This is a genomic window from Gracilimonas amylolytica, assembly GCF_002911695.1.
In the GTDB taxonomy this organism is placed as follows: Bacteria; Bacteroidota; Rhodothermia; order Balneolales; family Balneolaceae; genus Gracilimonas; species Gracilimonas amylolytica.
This window is the reverse complement of record NZ_PQBS01000037.1, coordinates 214,144-238,723: the sequence shown is the minus strand read 5'-3', so window position 1 is coordinate 238,723 and position 24,580 is coordinate 214,144. Positions and strand designations below refer to the sequence as shown.

Below are 24,580 nucleotides of genomic sequence, written 5' to 3'. Positions count from 1 at the left end.
AGGTTATCATTGCTCCTTCAAAGTATTTTAAGGCATAACCCTGTTAAAAATGAGCCATTTGTTAGACGAGACCGATATAGCCATCCTGAATCATTTACAAGAACATGGTCGTGCGCAGCGCAACACCATTGCCGAGATCGTGAATCTATCGGTACCTTCGGTATCAGAGCGCATGAAGAAACTTGAAGAGCGTGGCTTGATCGAAGGATACAAAGCCATTCTCAATAGCAAGAAATTCCATTTCGACATCACTGCTTTTATCTTTGTTCAGGTGGATGGTTCTGAAAATTATGCCAACTTTGTTGATAAGGCTTCTGAAGAAGTTGAAGTTCTCGAGTGCCATTCCATTACAGGAGACGGCTCGCATTTCCTCAAGGTCAGAACTAAAAACACCGGTTCCTTCGAGGCACTTCTATCAAAGATACAATCCTGGGAAGGGGTCAGTAAAACCCGCTCCAACCTCGTTCTTTCCAGCTTTAAGGAAACCCGTCAGATCCCGGTCGAACACGCAACCGAGCTTATCAAGTAACTCAGCTACACACAAATTCACCGGAGTTTACATTTACTTACTAAGGTAAGAATCATTAACTTACGTCAATCTGTCAGTAACTAAATCGGAGTCCGGATGGAAAATTTGATAGATAACCGGACTTAGTTTTCATGAATCGTTATCTATGGATAGAGAAGTATTTCAGGAACAGTATGGATTATTAGGCACGTCTGAAGCCATGCGTCAGGTGATCGATAAGATCATGCAGGTAGCAAAAACAGATATTACCGTTACTTTACAAGGTGAAAGCGGGGTTGGGAAGGATGTCACTGCCCGGGCCATTCACGCTATGAGTAACCGAAGCCGCAATAACCTGGTGATAGTGAACTGCGGGGCTATACCCGAGGGAATCATTGAAAGTGAGCTATTCGGTCATGAAAAAGGAGCTTTTACCGGAGCAGAAACCTCGCGCGAAGGATATTTTGAAAAAGCAGACGGTGGCACCATATTTCTGGATGAGATCGGAGATACTCCTAAGAACGTACAGGTAAAATTACTGAGAGTGCTTGAAAACGGAGAGTTTTTCAGGGTGGGCTCCAGTAAGGTTCAAACAACGGATGTCCGCGTCATTGCCGCTACCAATCAGGATCTCTGGAAAATGGTTCAGGGTGGCGATTTCCGGGAAGACCTCTATTATCGCCTGGATACGGTTCAGATCAAATTGCCTCCACTCAGAGACCGACAGGAAGACATCATACCCATATTTCGAAAATTTGTAGAAGAATACTCAGCCAGGTATGATTCTGTATTCAAGGGATTCTCTGATGAAGCCAGGGAATTGCTCATCTCCTACCGCTGGCCGGGTAATATCCGGGAGTTACGAAATGTGGCTGAACAGCTTGTGGTACTTGAAAAGTCACAGTTTATTGATAAGGAGAAGCTGCAAAAGTATTTGAAAGGCCGGCAACATCAGGGAAGTGCCGATAATCTCCCTATGGTAGCTCAGGATAGCCAAAACGACCGTACCTATGAAGGTGATGAACCTCTTGATAAAAAAGACCGAGAACTTGTTTATCGGGCTCTGGTAGAACTTCGAAATGACATTGCCGATGTTAAAAAAATGTTTGCCAACTTTTTGTATTCATCGTTTTCAGCCAAGAATCTAAAAGCCCTACCCCCTTCAGTGAAAGAAGAAGTCGACAAAACGGATACTACAGGCATGAATATCAACCTGGGAGATCATGCCACGCTTGGGATGCAATCTATGCCGGATGATGAAGAAATTGAGGCTACCGAGGAATCGGAACTGGCAGGTTTTCTTCAAAATGATGAAATACCATCTATTGAAGAGGCTGAAAAGTTTTTGATACAACAAGCCCTTCAACGCTTTGACGGAAATCGGCGCAAAGCTTCAGAAACACTGGGCGTCAGCGAAAGAACCCTCTACAGAAAACTGGACCAATATGGGCTTGACTAAATTTCGTGCCGTTCTGCTTTTAATCATTTGTTTTACGTTCAGCGGATGTATGACCTATAGCTTTACCGGTGCTTCCATTCCAAGCGGGGTCAATACGATCTATATTCCCTTCTTCCCGGATCAATCCAACAGTGGACTTGGAGATCTCGGAGAACAGTTAAATCAGGTTTTGATCGATCGGTTTGTGAACCAGAGTCGACTGCAGCTTGCTAATAATGAAGAGGATGCAGATGCCGTACTGGATGGTGTAATCACTTCCTACTCTAACCGCCCATTCAGTATTGGCGGGGATGAACAAACAGGGCAAAATCAGGTTTCAATTTCAGTTCGGGCTTCATTCAAATATGCCACGGAAGAAGAAGCTGAGTGGAATACAAATTTCAATGGCCGGGCTACTTATGATCCGGCTCAGGATCCTATTGATGGTGAACGTAATGCAGCTACTGAAGCGCTTGAACAAATAGCTAATAACATGTTCAACGACGCAGTGAGTAATTGGTAGGCAAATAGCTTTGATTGTAAGTACACTTCCCGTTATTATTGGTCAGCCCTAAATTCATCTATGCAAGATTTTCCATTTAACATACCTAAGTCACTCTCTTCCTATGTGGAGAAGTTTGATGAGGATCCAAAGCTGATCACTCAAAAGCTGAAGAAACACCTTAAAAAGAGGGGACCTGATGCCGTAGGTCACTTTTTACTGTCGTGGTTCTTTCACCTCAGAGGCATGAATAAAGAGGCTATTGCCGAAGCTTTAAAGGCAAAAACGTATGCGCCGGGAAGCCCCTTGATGGAGCATTTGCATTACTTTCTGGTTCACCCCGAAAAATTTGAAGCTGCGGTCCCGACCACTTCCTACAGTTCAGGTACTACCAAGCTTCAACAAGCCGCACGCACATCATCCATACTGGATCTGGACAGGCTGATCGAAATGCTGGAACAGGTGGAGTCTAAACGCATACAGATTCCCGGTGAGGATGAAGAATTTGACGATACTGACCTTTCGAAAGAATCAGAGAAAGTGGATGACCTGGTGTCTGAGACTCTGGCCAAGATCCATGCTCAGCAAGGCCGTGAAAAGGAAGCCGTCAAAATGTATCAGCGACTCATTGAGCTTAAGTCAGACAAGGCTGATCATTATCAAAAGCAGATCGATAAGCTGAAAAAAAAGAAAAAAGGGTAAGCTTCTTTTCTAACTAAGCCTGCACAAACGGATTGTTCTTTTTCTCGTGTGCAATATTTGTTTCAGGTCCGTGACCGGGATATACCACTGTTTCGGCAGGCAGTGTATATAGTTTTTCCCTGATACTTTTTTCAAGCACCTCTAAACTACCTCTGTACAGATCGGTGCGCCCAATACTCTCTTTAAATAAAGCATCTCCGGCTAACAGTACTCCATCATCTTCAAAATACAGTGACAAATGATCAGGTGAATGCCCAGGGGTGTACAGGCATTTGAACGTGAAGGAACCGATCTCAAACACATCATCGGTCGGAAGGTTTTCAGGTATGAAATCGAGTCCGCCCTGATTGATCCCAAACATCTGAGACTGGCTTCCAAAGTTTTCCCAGAGAAAGCGATCTTCCTTGCAGTAATAGACTGGGACATCAAAGTCTCTTAGGGTCCGTTTTAAGCCGAGTACATGGTCCACATGCGCATGGGTCAACACAATGGCTTTCAGTTCAACCGTCAAACTGTTCTTGAATTCCTGAAACTCAGGCTCCCTTGAAAAACCGGGGTCCACAAGAATATGTTCACTCCCTTTGGTTAGCAGGTAGGTGTTTTCTAAAAATGGTCCGACTTCAAACTTTTGTATTTCCATAACCGACTTAAATAAAAAAAGGATGCACCGGTTAAGATACATCCTTTAATAAAATATTTACTGAGCTTACTTGTCTTCGCCTTTTCCGTAACGACGCTTGAAGCGGTCAACACGGCCGGCGGTAGATGTAAATGTATTGCTCTTAGTATAAAATGGGTGGTTTTTAGAATCTACCTCACTGCGGTAAACACCATCTTTGGTGTCCATGGTGCTGCGAGTCTGGATCTCAGTACCATCACTCATTAAAACTGTAATCTCTTTGTAATCTGGATGAATTCCTTTTTTCATGGTCTTGTACTTGCTTGAAATTTGCAAAGGTCTCAAAGATAACACTAACTACAACTGAATTCAATCTATTTATTACTCAAATTCATCAAAGCCTTCATCCTCAAAACCACCGAGTGATGAGAACATGGAACCCAACATATCCGTGTATAAGGTCTGATCATCAAGGTCCTGCTTGCTCAGCATGGAATTTTGGTGCAGGGATTCGAGTACCAGGTCTTTCCAGGCATTGATCTCATCATCGGGTTGGTCCTTGACATACTTGGAGATCAGTGCGTCTAATCCGGTCACCTGATTCAATGCTTTGTCATAATCCTTGTTTGTGAGCGTATCACTGATATTGATCTCATTGCCATTAGCAAACCAATCGGTGATCTCTTTATACACCGATTTCTGCTCCTCACCTTTTGCCTGTGGATCGGGGAAGTATCGTTTAAATATTCCATTGATGGCCTTACCCAAAATATGTTTAGCCACGCTGATCGCCCCCTCCTGCTCACCTTCATACACTAATTCTATTTTTCCGGTAAGGGCCGGAACCATATGAAACAGATCGGCTATGCGAACGGTGGTTTCAGATTCATCATTCAAAATTGCTCGCCGCTCTGCAGACGATACGACCTGCTCTAAAGCAGTGATGGTCATACGTGTTGACACCCCACTCTTTTGGTCCACATATTCTGAATCGCGAGCTTCAAAAGCAGCTTTTTCCACGATCTCACGAACAAATTCCGGTATGTGGATCTTAATACCTGATGGGCGCTCCTGCCAGGCTTCCTGCCGGGTGATCGCTACACCGGTTCCAAGTTCTTTGGGATAATGCGTGATAATCTGTGAATCGATCCGGTCTTTCAATGGCGTGATGATATTTCCACGGTTTGTATAATCCTCAGGATTGGCAGAGAAAGCCATGGCCACGTCCATGGGGATACGTACATTAAATCCCCTGATCTGAATATCCCGCTCCTGCATAATATTCAACAACGCCACTTGAATCCTCGGTTGAAGATCCGGTAACTCGTTGATCACAAACAGTCCCCGATTCGTTCTTGGGATCAACCCAAAATTGATCACGCTCTGATCGGCCAATGTAAGTTTTTTTGTAGCTGCTTTGATGGGGTCAATATCCCCGATCAGGTCTGCCACTGAGGTATCCGGAGTGGCAAGTTTTTCTCCATAACGATAGGATCTGTGTAACCAGTCGATCGGGGTATCATCTCCTTGTTCGGCAATAAGGTCTTTGGCATATTTTGAGAGTGGGTTCATCGGGTCGTCATTGATCTCTGATCCTTTAACAACCGGTATATATTCATCCATGAACTGTACCAGCATGCGAAGGATCCGCGTCTTGGCCTGCCCTCGTAATCCCAGAAGGATCATATCATGTTTTGAAAGCAAGGCATGTTGTATTTGCGGGAGTACGGTCTTCTCATACCCTAATATTCCGGGAAACAATTCTTCTTTGTTGCGGATCATTTTGATCAGGTTCTGCCGTATCTCGTCTTTTACGGATATCGATTTCCAGCCACTTTCTTTCAACTCACCAAGGGTACTTGCTCTCATACTGTTATTACTCTGAAATGAATTTTATTCTTTCCCCTTATAACTTTAATTATCAGAGCTTCATTCAGGAAATTCCTTATCAGGACAATAAATTTGTAATGGCTTTTGCTTTCAGTATGGTTTCTTCCCATTCCTGTTCCGGAATAGAATCACTTGTAATGGCTCCCCCCACAGGATATACCAATTTACTTCCATCTATAAGAGCGGTTCTGATCACCACATTCAGGTCAAAATCCCCATTTGGCTTAAAGTAACCTATTGCTCCCGAATAGATCCCTCTGCGGTAGGTTTCATAGTGGTCGATCGCTTTCATGGCCGCGATCTTTGGGGCACCGGTCATGGAGCCCATAGGGAAACAAGCTTTGATCAGTTCTATACTGTCAGCCGACTCAGGGACTTCACATTCAATGGTGGATACCATTTGGTACACCGTTTCAAAACTCTGGATCTCAAACAATTTTGAAACCTGAACGGTACCCTTTTTAGCCACCCTGTTAAGGTCATTTCGCACCAGATCTACGATCATCAGGTTTTCTGCCCGTTCTTTTTCAGACTCTGAGAGTTTTCGGGCCGATTCCACCCCTCCTTCCCTGGGGGCGGTTCCTTTGATAGGCTGCGACCAGACTTTGTTTCCTCTTCTCGCTAAAAACCGTTCAGGAGACGAACTGCATACCTCAATCCCATCAAAACTCATGTAAGCACCAAAGGGAACCGGACCCAGCATTCTCATTTTTTCATACAATTCCAGCCCGTGGCCTTCAAAGTCAAATTCAAGGGGATGAGATAGATTGATCTCATAATATTCCCCTTCATAGATATCATTCTGAGCAAGCCGAATGGTTTCCTCATAATGTTTCCGGTCTATACTTTTGCTCAGTTGAAGACTTACCCCGGCTGGTCCTCTTGTTTCAAATTGAAGATCAGGAACTTCTCCTTTATGAGAGAAAACTGATCGATCTCTTCCGAACTCAATGAGCAATTCAGGGATGAAAAAGAACATATCCGGAGTATTCGTTACCGGCTCGTTACCGCTTTCTAGATCCTCAAGATGATCCTTCAGATCGTATCCCAGATATCCGAACATCCAGTCTTTATGCTGCTCACAAAATTCTGAAAGCGCCTCCCAGGGGTCTCCTTCAAACGTACTTTTATTGCCTTCACTGTAAACCGTTATTGTACGCCCCGTCGATCTGATCCATGCAGATGGTCGTGCAGCCAGAAAGCTTTTCTTGCTTGACGGATGTTCGTCCATTTGTGATTCAAGAAAAACTACCTCTCCTTCATCACTCAGTTGATCTATCAGACCTAATATGTAATCTCGTTTTCTTTCCATAATATCGGCGATCGATTATAAGGCTTCTTTAACTCTTTTTGAACGTTTTTTCTTATTATTGACCGATGATCTACAAAAATCTTATCAAACCCGTTTTATTTAACAAGGATGCCGAAGAAGCTCATGAACTTGGACTTCGGATAGCCTCTCTGACCAATCGCTCGAAATTCTTACAGGTACTGGCATCTGCCGTTTACAAAACATCGCATCCATCCCTGGAACAGGAACTATTTGGGTGCCGTTTTCCAAATCCTGTGGGATTGGCAGCTGGTTTTGATAAGAACGGAACCACCCCCAAAGCTATGCAGGCGCTCGGTTTTGGTTTTGTAGAAGTGGGAAGCATCACTGCCAAACCATCTCAGGGAAACCCAAAACCCCGGGCTTTTCGCATTCCGCGTGACCACTCTCTGATCAACCGAATGGGGTTAAATAACGAAGGGGCTGATGTTATCACTGAACGGCTTTCCACCCTGGATCTGAATATCCCTTTGGGTGTCAATATTGCCAAAACCAACGATGCTTCCATTCATGGTGAAGCCGCTCTTGAGGATTATCTGTACAGTTACGAAAAAGCCCAGTCGGTGGCTGATTATATTACCATTAATATTTCCTGCCCAAATACCGGGGAAGGTAAAACCTTTGAAGACCCGCAGGCACTTCGCGATCTCCTCCAAACGCTTAAACCGAATCAGGCTGGCCGTAAACCTTCATTGGTTAAATTCACCGTGGATATTGATAAACTTGCACTGGAGACTTTGATCGAAATTTGTGAGGAGCATGGAGTGGCCGGATATGTGGCTACCAACACATCTTCTACTCATGATGGTTTAAACACTCCAAAAAATCTGCTGGATGAGATCGGCAATGGGGGCTTAAGTGGCCGTGCCATCCAAAAACGAAGTACACAGGTCGTACAATGGATCAGTGAGATAACAGGCGGCAACAAACCTTTGGTGGGCGTAGGAGGCATTGACAGCCCCGAAGCAGCCATTGAGAAGATCGAGGCGGGTGCACATTTGTTACAGATCTACACCGGCATGGTCTATGAAGGTCCTTCACTGGCTAAAAAGATCAATAAAGCCCTTATTGGTCGGCTGAAATAACAACGGTACAAAACACAGGTACTGATCTCGCCTGATAAATAGTTGGTTCAAAAACCACTTCACTTTTAATGATCGTATCCAGATCTTCAATGTGTGCATCACTCAATGATTCAGTGATCAATTCGTAAGTATCCACCAATCCTCGATGGTTTACCCTGAATTTAATTGTAAGTGATCCAACCTCACCTGAACTTCTGATCAACCCTTGGATCGATTCCTGTCCCGATCTAAACTTCAGCTCTCTTTCAATTTCTTTACAATTCACGTAACCATCATCATCAATGTCCGTTTCATTGGCCATCAATTCAGTATCCTCAACCTCTTGATCAGCCTCATCCTGACTTGCTTCAGGCAGGCTGAGTTCTTCCTGCAGCAGTTCTACCCTATTGGCCAGGTCAGAATTTGGATAGGTATTTAAAAAGGTATCGATCAGGCTTCTTGCACTGTCAAAAGACGTATTCTGATATGGGAATATGGCTAACAGATCATTTTGGTTCAGTGTTGAATCGGCGACAAGTGCACGGTCACTACGCAATATCAGGGTATCGGATAAAAGCGGGTTCAAAGAATCAGCGATGGAAAGTGAATCCATTCCATTTCTCTTAATATCTTTATACCGGTCCCAGGCTATGATCTTTTCATTGTACAGGGAATCTGAACTCCCTTCTTCCAGATACAACTGAATCGATTCATACAGTATGAGATCCGATCTCGGATGATCAGAAAATGACATTGAAAGGAACCTGAGAGAATCGGCTTTTTCAGAAAAAGAAAGACTGTCGTTTTGAGACACTGAATTATATTGAGCAATCAGGTTTTGGGTATCACTGCTGTCTTCAGTTTCAGGTCCCTCCCCAATAAGTTCTTTGGCAAAGCTGCTGTTTGGATACTCCTGCAATAATCTATCAGCATACTCCATCGATCTTCGGGTATCACCTGCATTTTCATACAACTCCGTCAGGGAATAAAGAGAGATCATATTTATTCGATCATCCGAAGGATTTTCCAGCGCTTTTTGAAAGTAGTATGCAGCGCTGTCGGGCATATCCATGGACAGGTACATCAGATTACCCAGTTCGTACTGCAACGCTGAAATATTACGTCTCACAGAATCCTGCTCCATTTCAGTGAATGGCACATCACTAAGATCAATTTCAACATCCAAAAGGATCGTTTGTTCACGGTCTTCCGTCTGTTCAGTGAACTGTTCCTGTACAATTTGTGATCCCATCAGACTCTGCACTCTCCAGTTATCAACCAATGCACGATTTCCCCATACCTGATTGAATTGTTGTTTAACGGAAGCCTGCAGTTCCGGATTATTGGTATTCAGAAATCCATTTCGTTCTGTGGTGCCCGGATCTGCGGTTCCGGACGGCTGATCTAAAGTTACCAATCGGTCATCCCGGTTACCGGCTCTTTGCTGTTGCTGCAGCTCAAGGATCTTATTACGACGCATCTCAGTGATCACGGAATCCAGTTCTTCATCTTTCAACAGTCCCAGTGCCAGCAAACTGTCCTGTCTTGAAAGTTCATTTTTCAAACTCGCATACGATCCAAAGGAATCGGCCAGTTCCTGAGCATTATAAGCCTCGGGTAATAATTCTCTCGAAACGTTCACGCTTGCAGCTGAATCATAATAAACCGCAGCTATCATGAAATCATCATAACCATGACGATAGATCTCGGCTAAACCGTTATAACTTCTGGCTCGTATTTCCGGGTTGGGCGGGGTTACTCCACCATGAAGAACCCGGTTATACAGTAATTCTGCTCGTTCATAATTACCACTTTCATGCTCCGTTCTTGCCAGCTCAAAATCAAGTTCGGAGAGATAATCCACATTCTTATCGTCCCGACGCATAGCATTGAATATACCTGCAGCAATATCATTACGGCCCATTTGTCGGGCCAGTTCTGCTTTTTTACGCTGCGCAAGATATTGTAGCCTGTAGTCGGTAAAGTGATCTCCCACACGATCATATACCCCGTAAGCCGTCTCCAAAATACCAAGGCGCTCATAAACCTGACCAAGTAAGAAATATCCCCGGCTTTTTTGACTTTCACTCTCAAGGTAAGGCACAGACTCTCTGAGTGCTTCTTCTGCAGACGACCAGTTTTCCTGTGCTACAAAATGTTGCCCCAAAATGGTACGCAGTTCCGCTAATTCCTCATGGTTCCAACCATCTTCCTCCGAATTCAGGACTTCACTTATGAAGGCAATAGCCTCGGAATTCAACCCCATTTCGAGAAAATTCCTTGCCTTCCAAAGCACTGATCTTTTTGACAGTTCTGGGTTGTTAGTGGTCAGTGATAGCTCATCAAACTTCTGATCAGCGGAGTAATATTCCTGTTGATAATAATAAGAACGGCCGATCAGGAAAAGGGCATCATCCACCCACTTGGATTCCTGATGATTTCTTAAAATACCGGCTGATTTTTGAATGGCACTTTCAAAATCCTGATAGCCGGCGTTTACCGGAGGTTGATGGATGCGGATCGGAACGAGGGGATTATAGTCTCTGGGCTGACTAACATTTTTATTTAACCCTGATTCATAACTCTTCTGAGCGTTGTAAAAGGTATTATAATAGGCATTGAAATTTTTCCAGCTCGATCGCAAAGAAATACTGCATCCGGCAAACAAGACTCCAATTACGACCCACAGAAATATATTTCGGAAACCCATATCACGCCCAAAAGTCCATGCTATTCTATTGTACTCACTTTGATCATGTTAGTGCGACCTCGTTTGGCTATTGGCATGCCGGTAGCTACGATCACCCGGTCTCCTTCTTTTACCATTCCGTTTTCCTTGAGGTAATCCTCCATCATCTTAACACTCTTATCCGTGTCAAAAAGCTCATCCAATCGAACTGAGTACACACCCCAAACAAGATTCAACTGGCGACGTACTTTCTTATTTTCTGTAAATGCTACGATCGGAACTTTGGGCCTGAATTTAGCGATTCGGCGGGCCGTATTCCCGGAATGTGTGATGGTACTGATGGCACTGGCTTCTACGTTATCGGAAATAGTTACGCAGGAATAGGCAAGCGATTCGATCACCTGCTTTTCTTTCCATTCCGGCTTCCTGTAACCCAGACTGTTATAAAGCTGTGGCCTGTTATCTTCAATGGATCGGCAGATCCGGTCCATCACGTTCACAGCCTCCATTGGAAAAGCTCCGGCAGCGGTTTCTCCGGAAAGCATCACGGCATCGGTTCCGTCAAGAACAGCATTGGCCACGTCCGAGCTTTCTGCCCGTGTTGGGCGTGGATTGGTGATCATGGAGTCCAACATCTGTGTAGCGGTGATAACCGGTTTACCTGCCGTTCTGCACTTCTCAATGATCATTTTTTGCATGATCGGCACCTGCTCGGTCGGTATCTCGATACCAAGGTCACCCCTCGCCACCATGATACCATCAGCTTCTTCTATGATCTCATCGATCACCTTAAGCGCTTCCGGCTTCTCGATCTTAGCGATAATAGACGCCTGACTCCCAGCAGCCCTTACTCTTGAAATGATATCCCGTACATCCTTGGCCGACCGTACAAAAGAAAGAGCAATGATATCAACATCTTGCTTGATACCAAATTCGAGGTCTCTAATATCCTTTTCAGTAAGTGATGGCACTGATATCTTTACATTTGGCAGATTCACTCCTTTTCGGGATTTCAGTAATCCCCCCACCACAACTTTGGCTTCCAGGGAATCCGGCAACTGCTTGGTCACTTTAAACTCCAGCAATCCGTCATCAAGTAAAATGGTATTTCCTTCTTCGGCTTCACGGATCAACCCTTTATAATCAATAGGAACCACTTTATTTGTTCCTTCAACATCTTCTGCCGTGATCTTTATGGTTGAACCGGTCTTTAATTCCTGAGCCCCATCTTTCATCTGCCCAACGCGGATCTTTGGTCCCTGAAGGTCCATCAACACGGGTACACTGTACTTATATTTTTTTGCGGCTTTACGAATGTATTTGATCACTTTGGCATGATCGTCATGTGTGCCATGAGAAAAATTTACCCGTGCTACATTCATACCATGTAAAAGCAGGTCCTCGATCTTTTCCTGAGTATTACAACTGGGACCAATGGTGCAAACAATTTTTGTTCGTCTCCTTGCAGAAATCATAAAGAGTGATTATTTAAATGAGTGAGTACGTTTTTACAATGTGCCTAAAGATAGCTTAAATGTTGCAATCATTGTGAATTGATTTTTTAAAAGATGAGGTCAGATTATGAGGGTATTTAATTTTGAAAGATCGCATCTGATGATCATTCTAATTTCTTCTTTTGTGATCATCAGCTGTTCCAATAACTACACAGAAGATATCAAACGGGGATCAGCCTATGATTATGAACCGGGACTTCCGGAACTTTGGTTTGAACCGGCCGGTGTGATTACCACTGAGGGTATTCCTGTGATCAAAGTCGCAGGTACCATCCCTAAAAGCAGCCTGATCTATAAAAATGCGGATGATGTATTATCAGCATCCATCAGTGTCAACATTGAAGTGATCAACACAAACACGGGTCAGTCCACTTCCGACACATTCAAAGAGACCATAGCCCAAAACGAACGGCAAAGTGCCTTGAATGATGAACTCTATAACTTTTATAAAGAATATGAAGTTTCTCCCGGTACGTTCGATGTGATCGTTTCTGTAATGGATCAGGCAACAGGTAAGCTTGTCATAAGAGAGAAGACGGCAGCCATACCCGATCTGAGTGACGGGGTACAGAACGTAACAAACATTCGGTTACTGGCCAAAGGCATCGGTAATACCGATGATTTTGTACCTATACCAACCTATGATGTAAATAATACGGCAGACAGCCTGAAATTCGAGTTTCAGGTAGCTAATACGACTAACAACCGTTCACCCCTCACATTCAATGCCAGGCTCCTTAAGTTCAGGGCTGATACGACCATAGCCACTCCCATGACCTACACAAACCGTTCTGCATCCAGCATTGAATACAAAGGGATCGACATGAGGGATTATGAGGTGATACAATCCACACAACGAGAGTTGACGCAAAGGGGTAACGTAACGGTTGAGTTCGTTTTTGATAACCTTCAGGAAGGCAACTACCGATTTGAGGTAGGTCAGAATCTGAATGAAAAAGACAGATTGTACAAAGCCCGTGACTTCTCCATCAAAGGTGAAAACTATCCGTTAGTTCAATCGGCACAAGAACTTGCTGAACCCCTAATCTATATCATGGATCCTGAAGAGTATGAACAATTGATACGTATTCAGAAAGAGGATTCGCTCAAAAAGGCCATCGATCGCTTCTGGCTTAGCAACATTGAGAACTCCTCTTTGGCTAAAAGTACCATCTCTATGTATTACAGTCGGGTTGAAGAAGCCAACAAACTATTCTCTAACTTCAAAGAGGGTTGGAAAACGGATATGGGAATGGTCTATATATTATTTGGTCCTCCCTTTTATCAGACTAAAAGCCTTAACGAAATGAAATGGGCTTATTCTTACGACCTCTCTGCACCTGAGTACAATTTCATCTTTCGCAGGCAAAAATCAAGATCAGATGTCTATCCCTTTGAACACTATGTGCTTCAAAGAGACAACGTTTACTTTCAGTTAGAATACCGGGTGAGGGAACTATGGCTTTCCGGGGGCATTATTACGGCAACCTTGTGAAATCAATGGGAGAAATTCTGATCCCGTAGTTGGAAATTGAATCTGTAGTAAAAATTAAAGTCATTCTGATCCTTGGTTGGATAATGAATTGATAAAATTATATAGCGCTAAATCCATCATTCGGCTCAGCTTAAGTAATGAACAAAATCATGATCCCAAAAGAGCCGGGTGATGGAATGGGTAGCTTAAAGTATAACACTGCCCACAGCAACCACTACAAACACTAAATACATTCCAACCACCCATGCTCCGCAAAAGGCAAGGTTCATCACTTCTTAATGAATGACTCGTTCTTGAATCTTGAATCTGTAATAATAATAAGGAAAGTCATTCTGAGGGTACTCCCGAAGAATCCTGCCTATTTAGGATACTTTGTTGGCATCTCTTAAACAACTCACCACTACATACTCTGTTAATAATAATAAATAAAATGCTTCGCAAAAGGCAAGATTCATCGCTCCGCTCTGAATGACACTTGGTTGGATAATGAATTGATAAAATTATATAGCGTTAAATCCATCACCCCGTCCTCTCAAGAATAAACTTGAATTCCAGATTCAAACCGGATGGAATGATGGATTATGATTGATAGCACTTCCATCATTCGGCTCAGCTTAAGTAATGAACAAAATCATGATCCAAAAAGAGCCGGGTGATGGAATGGGCAGCTTAAAGTATAACACTGCCCACAGCAACCACTACAAACACTAAATACATTCCAACCACCCATGCTCCGCAAAAGGCAAGGTTCTTCGCTTCGCTCTGAATGACGAGTAAAATTAACTGCATAAAAAAAGGCCACTCTGTAAGCAGAGCGGCCTATAAAATAGACTTCAGTATGTTACTGAATTATTGATCCCACCATACGTTGGTAAGTGGATCATCAGCACCTTGAGCACTAACAGCAGCGTTGTAATTCTCTGTGTTGTTAGTTGCCTCAGACGTTGGATACGTGAAACGTACCGGGATCTGATTCAAGACGCCCCATGGGTTTGGAGTCAGAGCCGGGAAACCAAGTCGTCTCCACTCTGACCATGCTTCATACCCATTCGGGAAAAGAGCGATCCATTTCTGATTACCAATCAATTCGTCCCAGTTATTAGGGTCATACATGACCTCAGCCTGAGTGATGTAATCGTTGTAATCTGAACCATCGCCATAAACTCCCCATTGGTTCCAGGAAGCTTCTATACCTGCATAGTAGTGATCAGCTGCAACACCAGTGATCCACCCGCGCTCAACGGCTTCAGCTTGCGCCAACTCCATCTCAGCAACAGTAATGATCGGTAGCGGAGCATCCTGTACACCTACGCTCGGTCCACCTGCTCCAATAGCTGAACCAGGGAATGAGATATCAGTGTTAGGAATATTACCAGCGTTCTCTACATAAGGCATACCTACGATCTCGTCGAAAGTTACCTCCGTGTCTCCGTTATCCTGTGCAGGTGCCGGATTGGCAAATACGAGGATTCGGTTATCATCGATACCTTTCATGTAATCTGCAAAAGGTTCTGAGATCGCATAGTCAGTACGAGTTCTGAATCTTGAGTACCATGGGTTCTCATTATCAGCATTCGAGAGGTATGGATACATCACATCTTCTGAGATAACGCCATCACTGATTGCATCAGCGAATTCGTTTTCAGCCAGAGTCAATGAAGCACCGGATGTTTCTGATAACCTGAGGGCTGCACGAGCTCTTAAGCTATTGGCGAAATTGATCCATCTCTGCATGTCACCTTCAAAAAGGATGTCACCATTAACAGCTGCAGAGCCCAGATCGATCTGATCTGCGGCGGCTTTCAGCTCATTAATGATGTCAGTGTAGATCGCTTCCTGCATATCGTAGGCAGGTTGTAGGTTTTCTCTACCCTGAAGTGCTTCAGAATAAGGAACCATACCCCAGCGATCGGTGATCATCTGATAGAAGTAGGCTTTCAGGATTCGCGCAACGGCGATCTGATTTGCATTACTACCACCGGATAGAACATCACCGGCAGTCTCTGAATCAGAGTTCAGGTCAATGATGGTTTGAAGATCCTGTAATGGACCGGTATACCAACCATTGAAATCAGCGTTAACACTTCTGTATTCCTGATCATCTGTATACTGCGTCTCAGCCATGTACTGAACCCAAAGGGTTCCCATCACGGCACCTACTTTACTACTCATGCTACGCTGAGCATTCGTAAGCAGTAGGTCAGTTCGTACCTGAGAAGGATTATTCGGATCTGTATTTACATTTCCGAAATCATCACAACTCATGAACAGTCCTGTCAGTAACATAACAAGAACTAGTTTCTTTGCTGCTTTCATATATGTGTTATTTAAAAAGTTCATAATAGTCTGTCTCCTATGATTTAAAATCCAATATTGACATTAAATCCGAAGGAGCGAGTACCCGGCAGAGTACCACCTTCCCAGAATCCAAAACCGTTGGCATTGTTCTGAATAGCAGATGGATCAACACCGTCTACGCTAGAGTAGATCAGCAGAGGATTCATAGCTACCAAAGAAACACTTGCACGGTTGATCGGAAGTCTCTCTAAAGTTCTGGCAGAAAGATCATAGGTCAGCTTAAGCTCTCTCAGCTTAACATAACTTGCATCTTCTAACCATTCTTCTTTGTTGTAAAACATATTCAACCAGTAAGTAGGTGCGTTCACAAGGTATGCCACTTCATTACCGTTTTCATCAACACCGCGAAGTGTCTTACCACCGGAATTAGATGCCGCCTGATTCAACGGAGTAGATATAACTTCATTACCGTTTGAATCCAGAACAGGATCACGCTGTGGGTTACCCAGTGCATTGTTTCCTACTGTTTCTTCCACAAGTCCGGAATAAGCTCCAAACATTCTGGAGATTGAATAGAACTGTCCACCTTTCTGGAACTCAACAAAAGCTCCAAGAGAGAAGTTCTTATAATTCACATCAAGATTGAATCCACCATTCCAGTCAGGAAGGATATTTCCAAGATCTTTATTGTATTCCAACTTATAGGAAGTTCCGCTTGAATTAATGATAGGCTGACCATTTTCATGGTAAGCAGTACCACCATAACCACCGGAAGTAATTGCTCTACCCCATTCTTCGCCTTCAACTGCAAACAGCTGAATTCCAAAGAATGCACTTTCAAGAAGTCGGGTATCAATACCTTCAGCAAGTTCGTCTACAACGCCTTTACTCTTAGACCAGTTGAGGTTCATATCAACGGTAAGGTCTCTTTGTTCAATGGCTGTAGCACCCAGTGCAACTTCCCAACCTGTGGTTGTGAATTTACCGGCGTTAACCAATGTAGCACTGTAACCACTGGATCCCGGAGCATCAAGCTGAAGGATCTCATTCTCACGAACTGAGTTGTAATACGTTACATCTGTTCTTACACGTCCATCCAGGAATCGCAGATCTAAACCTAACTCATAGTCGGAAGAAATAGCCGGCTCTAAGTCTGGGTTTGAAAGTACGTTTGGAATAGATTGTGCAGGCTGACTTCCGTAAGGAGTCGAGCTGTTGAACGTTTGCAGAATTCTGTATGGGTCAAGATCATTACCTACCTGTGCGATAGAAGCTCTGATCTTACCAAAGCTTAAGATATTCTGATCGCTGAAAGCATCAAACTCAGTAAATACCAAACTACCGGATAGACCGTAGTAGAGGTATGAATTATTGTCTGAAGGCAATGCAGATGACCAGTCATTTCTTAAAGAAGCATCAATATACGCTAAGTCACGGTATCCAACTGTTGCAGTACCGAATAAACTACGCACTTCTTTTTGCTGCTTGTAACTCGACACATTAGGTCTGTTAATAGAAGCATCAATATTGAAGAAGTTAGGTGTAGAAAGTCCACCTACTGTCTGCTGAATTACAGAACTGTAGTCCTGAGTAAGGATGTTACCTCCTAAATAACCGGACATTGAGAAATCTTCGAAATCCTTGTTGAATTTCGCTCCACCCTCATAGTTCACTTCACGCCGTGAACGCTGAGCTATATAATACCAGTCTTCTTCAAGTCCACCGGTACCAATGCGATCTTCAACCGTAAAGGAGTAAGCATCCAGGTGTAATTTACCGATCAGCTCAACATTGTCATTTACGTTGTAAGAAAGATTATAGTTACCGTAAATACGATCCCTGTCATCTTGCTGAACATTCTCATAAACTGAGAAATAAGGACTATCCCAATACAAAGGTCTTTTGTTTGTATTTGAGCGGATATTCCAGGAAGCTATAGAACCATCTTCGAGACGGTATGTTTTAAGCTTATCCATATCCAATTGACGCTGGAACCACTGACTCATGTTCTGAGCAGGGTTACCCTGTACTGCGGAATAACCGGTTGCAGGACGTCCTTTACCCTGTGTGTTCACATAATTGAATGAAACACTGGATGTCAGTTTGTTATTATGGTTCAAAGAACCATTGAATGTAACAGCTGTCTTATCAAGGGTTGAGTTTGGATAAACACCTGATTGATTGGTGTTATTCAATCCTGCACGATAAGCAGAATTAGCTGAACCACCGGAGATAGACAGTTTATTGGCGATCCTAACACCTGTATCATAGAAATTTCGAACGTTATCAGGATTTGGATTCAACGGTACGGTCTTACCGTAATCACTCACGCCGTCACCATCAAAATCACCATCAAACCACGAATACCATGGTCGATACTGTGTACCATCCATTCGTGGCCCCCAGCTTTCATCCGCCGCATAGTTCAAACCGTTGTAGGTCTGACCATCAGCAGGGTCGGTATACTGAAGAAAATCCTGAGTATAACCACCGGCGTATTCATTCTGGAAATTTGGCAGAATATATACATTCTCAAAATAGGTACTGTTTGTATAATCTACTCTTACCGGCTGATCTTCACCCATTTGACCACTTTTTGTGGTAATAAGGATAACACCATTGGCCGCACGGTTACCGTACAGTGCAGATGCCGCAGCACCTTTAAGTACAGAAACACTTGCAACACTACTCAGATCGATATCTGAGGCAAGGTTACCAAGGTCACGACCACGAGCTGAAGAACCATTACTGGCTACTTCAAAAGAAGAGTTATCAACAGGTGTACCATCAATTACGAATAATGGCTGACCATCAGAAAGTCCGTTCACGCCACGGATACGGATTCTTTCAGAACCACCCATAGTTGGACTTTGCACAACCTGTACACCGGCAACTTTACCGGTTAGTGCGCCAACCACGCTATTTTGGTCAACACGCGCCAGGTCTTCTGCATTAACATCCTGAACGGAATATCCCAATGATTTTTGCTCACGGCTCACACCAAAAGCAGTTACCACAACATCTTCAAGTAGCTGAATATCTTGTGCCAACTCAAAATCAAAGGAGTTGTTATTTGCGTTTACAGTGATATCACGCTCAATGGTGATGTATCCTACGGAACTTACACGGAAAGTGTAGGTACCATATTCAACGCCATCGATCGTGTATTCACCATCAATATTCGTAGCAGCACCGGTAGAAAGATCCGAGATATAAATCGCAACCTGCGGAATAGGTTCTCCAGTATCTGCATCAGTAACGGTTCCGGTCACTGTCGTGGTCTGCGCAAACGCCGCAGAAACAGAAACCAAGACCATAAATGAACTGATTAGTAGCTTTTTTAACATACTAGGTCCTCGTTAGTTAATTGTTAGATGAGCTTTGATAATAATTATTATTCACCTCCGTATCAATATTTTATCTAACATTAATTTACAATTCATATAAAGTTCACAAATACCTCAAAAGCCCGTTTTAATGAAAATTGAACTATAATAAATAGAAAGACCCTTTGTTTATATGTACATTGCATGCAGACAAAATTTAATTTTTTTCTATGAATTATCGATTTCCTCTACTTATTGCAGCACAATCAATTATCCTGATCCTGATCTTTGCAAGCTGTTCCAACTCTTACATAGATGATATAGATCGTGGGGATTCCTACAACTATCGCCCAGGTTTTCCCGAATTACGAATGGCGGCAACGGCATATATCAATGATTCGAATGTTCCAATGGTTACGGTTACCGGTGATATCGTTAAAGGAAGCCTGATCTATGTGAACCAGGATGATCGATATTCGGCCAGTTTTTCCCTTGAGATCACCATTCGGGAGCAGGGAGATGGCGGGGAGGTCCTCATGCGGGATTCATTTAATGATACCATAGTACATCAGGGCGAAGAGATCACCAACTCTCAGGATGTGTATTTATTTGAGAGAGAATATGACGTATCACCGGGTGAGCTGCTTGTTGAGGTCAGCATCATCGATGATCAGTCCTCCAAGCAAACCCTGAGGCGCAACCGGATCACTGTCCCCTCTCCCGGCACAAACAGCTCTGCCATAACCAACGTAAGCCTGCTAACCCGGAATTCGGATTCAGAGGATATGGCCTTTAATCAGGCCACCACTTTTGACATTCCCTCCCGCATGGATTCCCTCAAATTCAGGTTTCAGGCAATCAACCGAAATGCCGATACGGGCCTGAATGTGCAGATGCGACTTCTTCGGTTTGAATCGGATACCAGCATAGCCCGCCCGATGAATTACAGCGACTACTCCCCTTCCAGTATTCAGCGTATCGGTATTGATTATGATGAATATGAGGTGGTACAATCATCCGTACGTAACCTAACCCAACCCGGTAATGTTGTGATCGAGTATAATTTTCATGAACTGCAAAGAGGCAATTATCGCCTGGAAGTCAGTTCCGGCGAAGGGGAAGAGCGGATCTACAAAGCCATGGAATTTGGCATCAAAAGCCCAAACTACCCATCCCTGAAATCCGCCCGGGAACTTGCGGCTCCCCTGGCATACATTATGACCGAGAAGGAATACGAACGGATCATGGGTATCTCCGACCCTGCAGCTTTGAAGAATGCCATTGATCGATTCTGGCTCTCCAATATCGGGAATTCCAATAAAGCCCGCGAAGTGATCTCCCTCTACTACGAACGGGTTGAGGAAGCCAATAAACAGTTTTCAAACTTCAAGGAAGGCTGGAAGACCGATACCGGCATGATGTACATCCTGTTTGGCCCGCCTATGTACGTTAATACCTATTCTACGGAGATGATCTGGTCCTATTCCTATAACCGTGAAGACCCGGAATCCAACTTCATCTTTGATCGCCCCAAGTTAAATACCAAATTCTACCCTTTTGATAATTTTGTACTTCGCCGAAGCAATTATTACTACAACGTACAACGCAGACAGGTAGAACGCTGGCTATCCGGAAGCATATTAACGCGGGCTTTTTAGTCTTTTCTCAACAATAAAGTCATTCAGAGCGATAGCGATGAACCTTGCCTTTTGTGGAGCATTGATGTTTGCATGGAGTGGTATGTTGGTAGTGGCTACTGAAGTGATGGATTAAACACCTTTGCTAGAATAGGCAAGTTTCTTCGGGAGTACCCTCAGAATGACCGGGGTAGAGTTTGGTTTATTCACTTAATTTAATATTCGTCATTCAGAGCGAAGCGATGAACCTTGCCTTTTGCGAAGCTTCGTTACAGGCAATGATTATCAAATTGACAGTGGCTATTTTCATTGGTAGTGCTGAACTAATACCCTAAATAGGCAAGTTTCTTCGGGAGTACCCTCAGAATGACTGTGGTAGGGTTTAGTTTTTGTATTTAACTCAACCTCCCGTGTCATTCAGAGCGGTAGCGATGAACCTTGCCTATTGCGGAGCTTCGGAGTTAGCATGGAGTAGTATGTTGGTAGTGGCTACTGAAAAGATAGGAAAACACCATTCTCTAAATAGGCAAGATCTTTCTCCGCCGGCTGTCGGATCAAGATGACCGGAGTTGGATTTAGTTTTTGTATTTACCATAACCTCCAGCGTCATTCAGAACGCAGCGATGAATCTTGCCTATAACGAAGTATCAGTGTTTGCCTAGATTACCATGTTGATAGTGGCAAGAAAGTTGCAATACTCAATTTGTTTGACCACAGTAGGCAAGATCTTTCTCCGCCGGCTGGCGGTTCAAGATCACTTTTACATGACATGTAGTGTTTTTAATATTCCTATCTAGTTTGAATAGAGAGAATGCCTTATCATAAAATATTGACTGCAAAGCCTTCAACTTGCAGATAGGTACTCACTCTTTCTCTGATGATGGAATTATTATCAGAATTTGTTGGGTCGAGAATAGATCCATCCGGATTTATAAAGACGTCATTCAAATCTATGGATTTACTGAGGATCAAGGTCTCATCAATATCACTTAAAGTAACACGATCGAAATTGAAAATTCTGTCGAAGGTTGGAGAGATCCTGAAATTAAACTCTTTTCGGTTATAGGTACCTTTAATCACCATTGAGTAGTTATTGTCTTCACCAAAAAAGTCATCGTCAAGGATTTCTGCATTTCTTGGTACAGGCTGAATAAACATAGTATAGTTGTTAAAAGTGGTATTGTCAGCTATTCCAAGGCCTACATCAAGCACCAATCTCTCCTCTGATGCATTTAGGTCATAAGTAAATAAGAACGTACTCACATTAGGTGAACTCTCCAGTTCAATATCATTTCCGGCAACAATAAATCGGTCAGCCGAAAATTTAAAATCACTAATTACTAAAGAATCTTGTTCTGTAGTCAAAGTATCTCCAAGATTTTCTGCCTGAAAATATATGGCTAGTCTTTTTTCAACCTGAATATCATTGTTGAATAAGCCACATGCTGATATGATTGATAATAGTGTAATAGAAATAATTAGTGTAATAAATGAACTGCGCATAGAATATTCTTTAGAAATTAAAAAAGCCATGCCTCGTTTGAGGCATGGCTTTTAATATAAGAATTTATCTCAGTTAATTGATCTTACGATCCAAAGATAAATGTAGTTGATTGATCCAAGTTAGGGGCAGCGGTTGCACCGTCTGCATCCTCAAGGTTTAGGATCAAAGTTACTTCCTCTCCGGCTGCCAGGTTACCATCGATCAGATCGATAGAAACATCAACAGCACTGGTACCTGCTGCAATAGTTGCAGAGGTTCCGTTAAGAGTGTAATGGGTTCCGGCAACAGCTGTTGAGGAACCGTCTACATTAAAGCTAACGGTTAAGTCAGAATTTCTCTGCTCACCAATCAACTGAATCGTTACATCGAATGAACCAGCAGCTTGATTGACTTCTTGCTGAAGTGGCTTGAATTCAATCTGATCTGGTCCTTCGAATGTTTTCTCTACATCGCCTTTGTCAAATAGGTCATCACAACTGACAAACAAAAGCGGAATAAGTAACGCTATAAGTAATTTAATTTTCATTGGATAAAAATATTTTGAGTTAATTTTTTCGAAAATCTTATGAGATTATTCGTAACCAGGGTTTTCAACCAACTGATCATTTACGTTTCTCAGGCCGGACCCGATCTCAGCAAGAATTCTGTATGATTCTGCTCGCATTTTCAGGGATCCATCAGGATTTCTGACGTCTCGCTGTAAACGCTTAAGGTCGTAGAATCTATGGCCTTCAACGCCTAATTCCCTCATTCTTTCATCCAAAATGAAATCTTCAAATGCCTGTTGGCTAGCAAGAGCGCTTGCAGGTACTGCACCTACATTTCTTGCTGTTCTCAGAGTTTCAAGATCTGGAACTCCAGCTGCTGGATTATTTTGATCTTTTGCTAATCCTTCAGCACGGATGAGATACATCTCTGAAAGTCTCATCATTGGAAGATCATCTACAGAATTACCTTTTTCACCTCTAAATTTTGTGATGGCAAAACCATTTGTGTTTATGGCATCACAGTTTGTAGGTGAAGTTAAAGGATTCAACTGTGTAGTAGTACAGTCTTGGTACCATCCTAATCTATGGTCAGCTGCATCATACTTATCTATCAAGAACTGAGTTGGAAGTTGCGCTAAGAATCCATCAGCTGTATAAGTTGCAGGACCACTGTTATTGTATCCTCCACCTTCTGTATCAGGATTGATCACAACAAGGAACAAAGCTTCTGAATGAGCGTTTGAAGTTCTTTCATCAAACATATCAGCAACACCGGTAGCTGTATTTTCCAGTGAATTTGGAAAATTATCGATGGCGTTTTGAGCTGCAGTTGCTGCAGCACCCCAGTTACCTGCATATAGGTTAACCCGAGCTGTTAAACCATCAACAAAAGCTTCAGTTATATAACGATTGTCTGAGTTTCGTCCAGCTAGTAATGTTTTAGCTGTGCTCAGGTCGTTTAGGATTTGAGTGTAAACTTCATTCACAGTACTTCTTGGTCTCAGGTCAGCATCAGACAAGTCCAAAGTAGGCTCAGTTCTGATGATGATTCCTGCGTCCCAGTTACCTTCCAGGTCACCTTGACCAAAGTTACCAGGCTCATAACCATACACTCTAACCATAATGTGCATTGCGAAAGCACGAAGAGCTAAAGCCTCTCCTCTATATTGATCCAATGTTGCAGGATCTTCAAATACAGAAGGGTCAACGGCTCCAATGAGTAAGTTGGCATCCTGTATGATCTCATACAGTCCCCAATTGTTCAGGTGAGCTGTTCCACCACTTGTTCCTGTGGCATTATTCAAGGCTTGGTACCTTGTTGATCCGGGTCGGTTACGTGTTTCATCAGAAAACGCACTTGGCCCTACAAAATATTCAGTATGCATACTGAAATTTTCGTGGATCTTGGAATACATGGATGCTCTAAGAGCATTAACTCCATCTTCGCTGGTTAGCACCACCTCAGATGATACCGATGTAGATGGTTCCACACCGTCTAACATACTGTCACAGCCGGTAAACCCTACAAACAGGGCCACGACTAGTGCATACTTAAGTGTTTTAAATTTCTTCATTT

At 43.2% G+C, this 24,580-nt stretch carries 18 protein-coding genes; 7 read left to right on the top strand and 11 right to left on the bottom strand.

The genetic code is table 11. The features are described from left to right. Positions 1–49: 49 nt before the first annotated feature. From C3B73_RS10500 to C3B73_RS10485, 4 genes are all read left to right on the top strand, one after another. Entirely contained in the window at positions 50–529 is a 480-nt protein-coding gene (locus C3B73_RS10500) for an Lrp/AsnC family transcriptional regulator (protein ID WP_103665554.1), read from the top strand. Positions 530–674: 145 nt separating this feature from the next. Beyond that, complete coding sequence (locus C3B73_RS10495) at positions 675–1,967, top strand: sigma-54 interaction domain-containing protein (RefSeq protein ID WP_103665553.1); 1,293 nt, start codon at positions 675–677, stop codon at positions 1,965–1,967. A 49-nt stretch (positions 1,968–2,016) separates the two neighbouring features. Beyond that, positions 2,017–2,469: an LptE family protein gene (locus tag C3B73_RS10490; protein ID WP_232803145.1), complete on the top strand. Its 453-nt coding sequence runs from the start codon at positions 2,017–2,019 to the stop codon at positions 2,467–2,469. Between the two features lie 60 nt (positions 2,470–2,529). Next, positions 2,530–3,150: a hypothetical protein gene (locus C3B73_RS10485; RefSeq protein WP_103665552.1), complete on the top strand. Its 621-nt coding sequence runs from the start codon at positions 2,530–2,532 to the stop codon at positions 3,148–3,150. Between the two features lie 13 nt (positions 3,151–3,163). On the opposite strand, the gene C3B73_RS10480 is transcribed toward C3B73_RS10485, so the two are convergent. The 4 genes from C3B73_RS10480 to C3B73_RS10465 all read right to left on the bottom strand — a co-directional run bounded on the left by C3B73_RS10480 (position 3,164) and on the right by C3B73_RS10465 (position 6,971). After that, positions 3,164–3,790, bottom strand: coding sequence for an MBL fold metallo-hydrolase (locus C3B73_RS10480; RefSeq protein WP_103665839.1), 627 nt, complete (start codon positions 3,788–3,790; stop codon positions 3,164–3,166). A 66-nt stretch (positions 3,791–3,856) separates the two neighbouring features. After that, complete coding sequence (gene rpmE, locus C3B73_RS10475; protein ID WP_103665551.1) at positions 3,857–4,078, bottom strand: 50S ribosomal protein L31; 222 nt, start codon at positions 4,076–4,078, stop codon at positions 3,857–3,859. A 72-nt stretch (positions 4,079–4,150) separates the two neighbouring features. After that, positions 4,151–5,638 carry a sigma 54-interacting transcriptional regulator gene (locus C3B73_RS10470; RefSeq protein WP_103665550.1) on the bottom strand — a complete coding sequence of 496 codons (1,488 nt, stop codon included), beginning with the start codon at positions 5,636–5,638 and terminating at the stop codon, positions 4,151–4,153. A 79-nt stretch (positions 5,639–5,717) separates the two neighbouring features. After that, on the bottom strand, positions 5,718–6,971 hold the full coding sequence (locus tag C3B73_RS10465; protein ID WP_103665549.1) for an anthranilate synthase component I family protein: 1,254 nt from the start codon (positions 6,969–6,971) through the stop codon (positions 5,718–5,720). Between the two features lie 65 nt (positions 6,972–7,036). Here C3B73_RS10465 and C3B73_RS10460 point away from each other — a divergent pair, with 65 nt between their 5' ends. After that, positions 7,037–8,074 (top strand): quinone-dependent dihydroorotate dehydrogenase, encoded by a 1,038-nt coding sequence (locus C3B73_RS10460; RefSeq protein WP_103665548.1) that lies wholly within the window; start codon positions 7,037–7,039, stop codon positions 8,072–8,074. Here C3B73_RS10460 and porW read toward each other — a convergent pair. Both porW and pyk read right to left on the bottom strand, forming a co-directional pair. Further along, on the bottom strand, positions 8,055–10,763 hold the full coding sequence (gene porW, locus C3B73_RS10455; protein WP_103665547.1) for a type IX secretion system periplasmic lipoprotein PorW/SprE: 2,709 nt from the start codon (positions 10,761–10,763) through the stop codon (positions 8,055–8,057). The genes C3B73_RS10460 and porW overlap by 20 nt on opposite strands. Positions 10,764–10,783: 20 nt before the next feature. Next, positions 10,784–12,217 (bottom strand): pyruvate kinase, encoded by a 1,434-nt coding sequence (pyk, locus tag C3B73_RS10450; protein ID WP_103665546.1) that lies wholly within the window; start codon positions 12,215–12,217, stop codon positions 10,784–10,786. 106 nt (positions 12,218–12,323) lie between these two features. Between pyk and C3B73_RS10445 the strand changes: the two genes are divergently transcribed. Next, positions 12,324–13,751, top strand: a complete 1,428-nt coding sequence (locus C3B73_RS10445) for a GWxTD domain-containing protein (protein WP_232803143.1) — start codon at positions 12,324–12,326, stop codon at positions 13,749–13,751. Between the two features lie 849 nt (positions 13,752–14,600). Here C3B73_RS10445 and C3B73_RS10440 read toward each other — a convergent pair. Then, positions 14,601–16,091 carry a SusD/RagB family nutrient-binding outer membrane lipoprotein gene (locus C3B73_RS10440; RefSeq protein ID WP_103665544.1) on the bottom strand — a complete coding sequence of 497 codons (1,491 nt, stop codon included), beginning with the start codon at positions 16,089–16,091 and terminating at the stop codon, positions 14,601–14,603. 20 nt (positions 16,092–16,111) lie between these two features. Next, on the bottom strand, positions 16,112–19,396 hold the full coding sequence (locus tag C3B73_RS10435; RefSeq protein ID WP_103665543.1) for a SusC/RagA family TonB-linked outer membrane protein: 3,285 nt from the start codon (positions 19,394–19,396) through the stop codon (positions 16,112–16,114). 209 nt (positions 19,397–19,605) lie between these two features. Between C3B73_RS10435 and C3B73_RS10430 the strand changes: the two genes are divergently transcribed. Beyond that, positions 19,606–21,033: a GWxTD domain-containing protein gene (locus tag C3B73_RS10430; RefSeq protein WP_103665542.1), complete on the top strand. Its 1,428-nt coding sequence runs from the start codon at positions 19,606–19,608 to the stop codon at positions 21,031–21,033. 798 nt (positions 21,034–21,831) lie between these two features. Here C3B73_RS10430 and C3B73_RS10425 read toward each other — a convergent pair. From C3B73_RS10425 to C3B73_RS10415, 3 genes are all read right to left on the bottom strand, one after another. Beyond that, a complete protein-coding gene (locus C3B73_RS10425; protein ID WP_232803141.1) occupies positions 21,832–22,377 on the bottom strand; it encodes a hypothetical protein in 546 nt (181 codons plus the stop codon). A 221-nt stretch (positions 22,378–22,598) separates the two neighbouring features. Then, positions 22,599–23,042 (bottom strand): Calx-beta domain-containing protein, encoded by a 444-nt coding sequence (locus C3B73_RS10420; RefSeq protein WP_103665540.1) that lies wholly within the window; start codon positions 23,040–23,042, stop codon positions 22,599–22,601. 45 nt (positions 23,043–23,087) lie between these two features. Next, entirely contained in the window at positions 23,088–24,578 is a 1,491-nt protein-coding gene (locus C3B73_RS10415; protein WP_103665539.1) for a RagB/SusD family nutrient uptake outer membrane protein, read from the bottom strand. Positions 24,579–24,580: the final 2 nt, after the last annotated feature.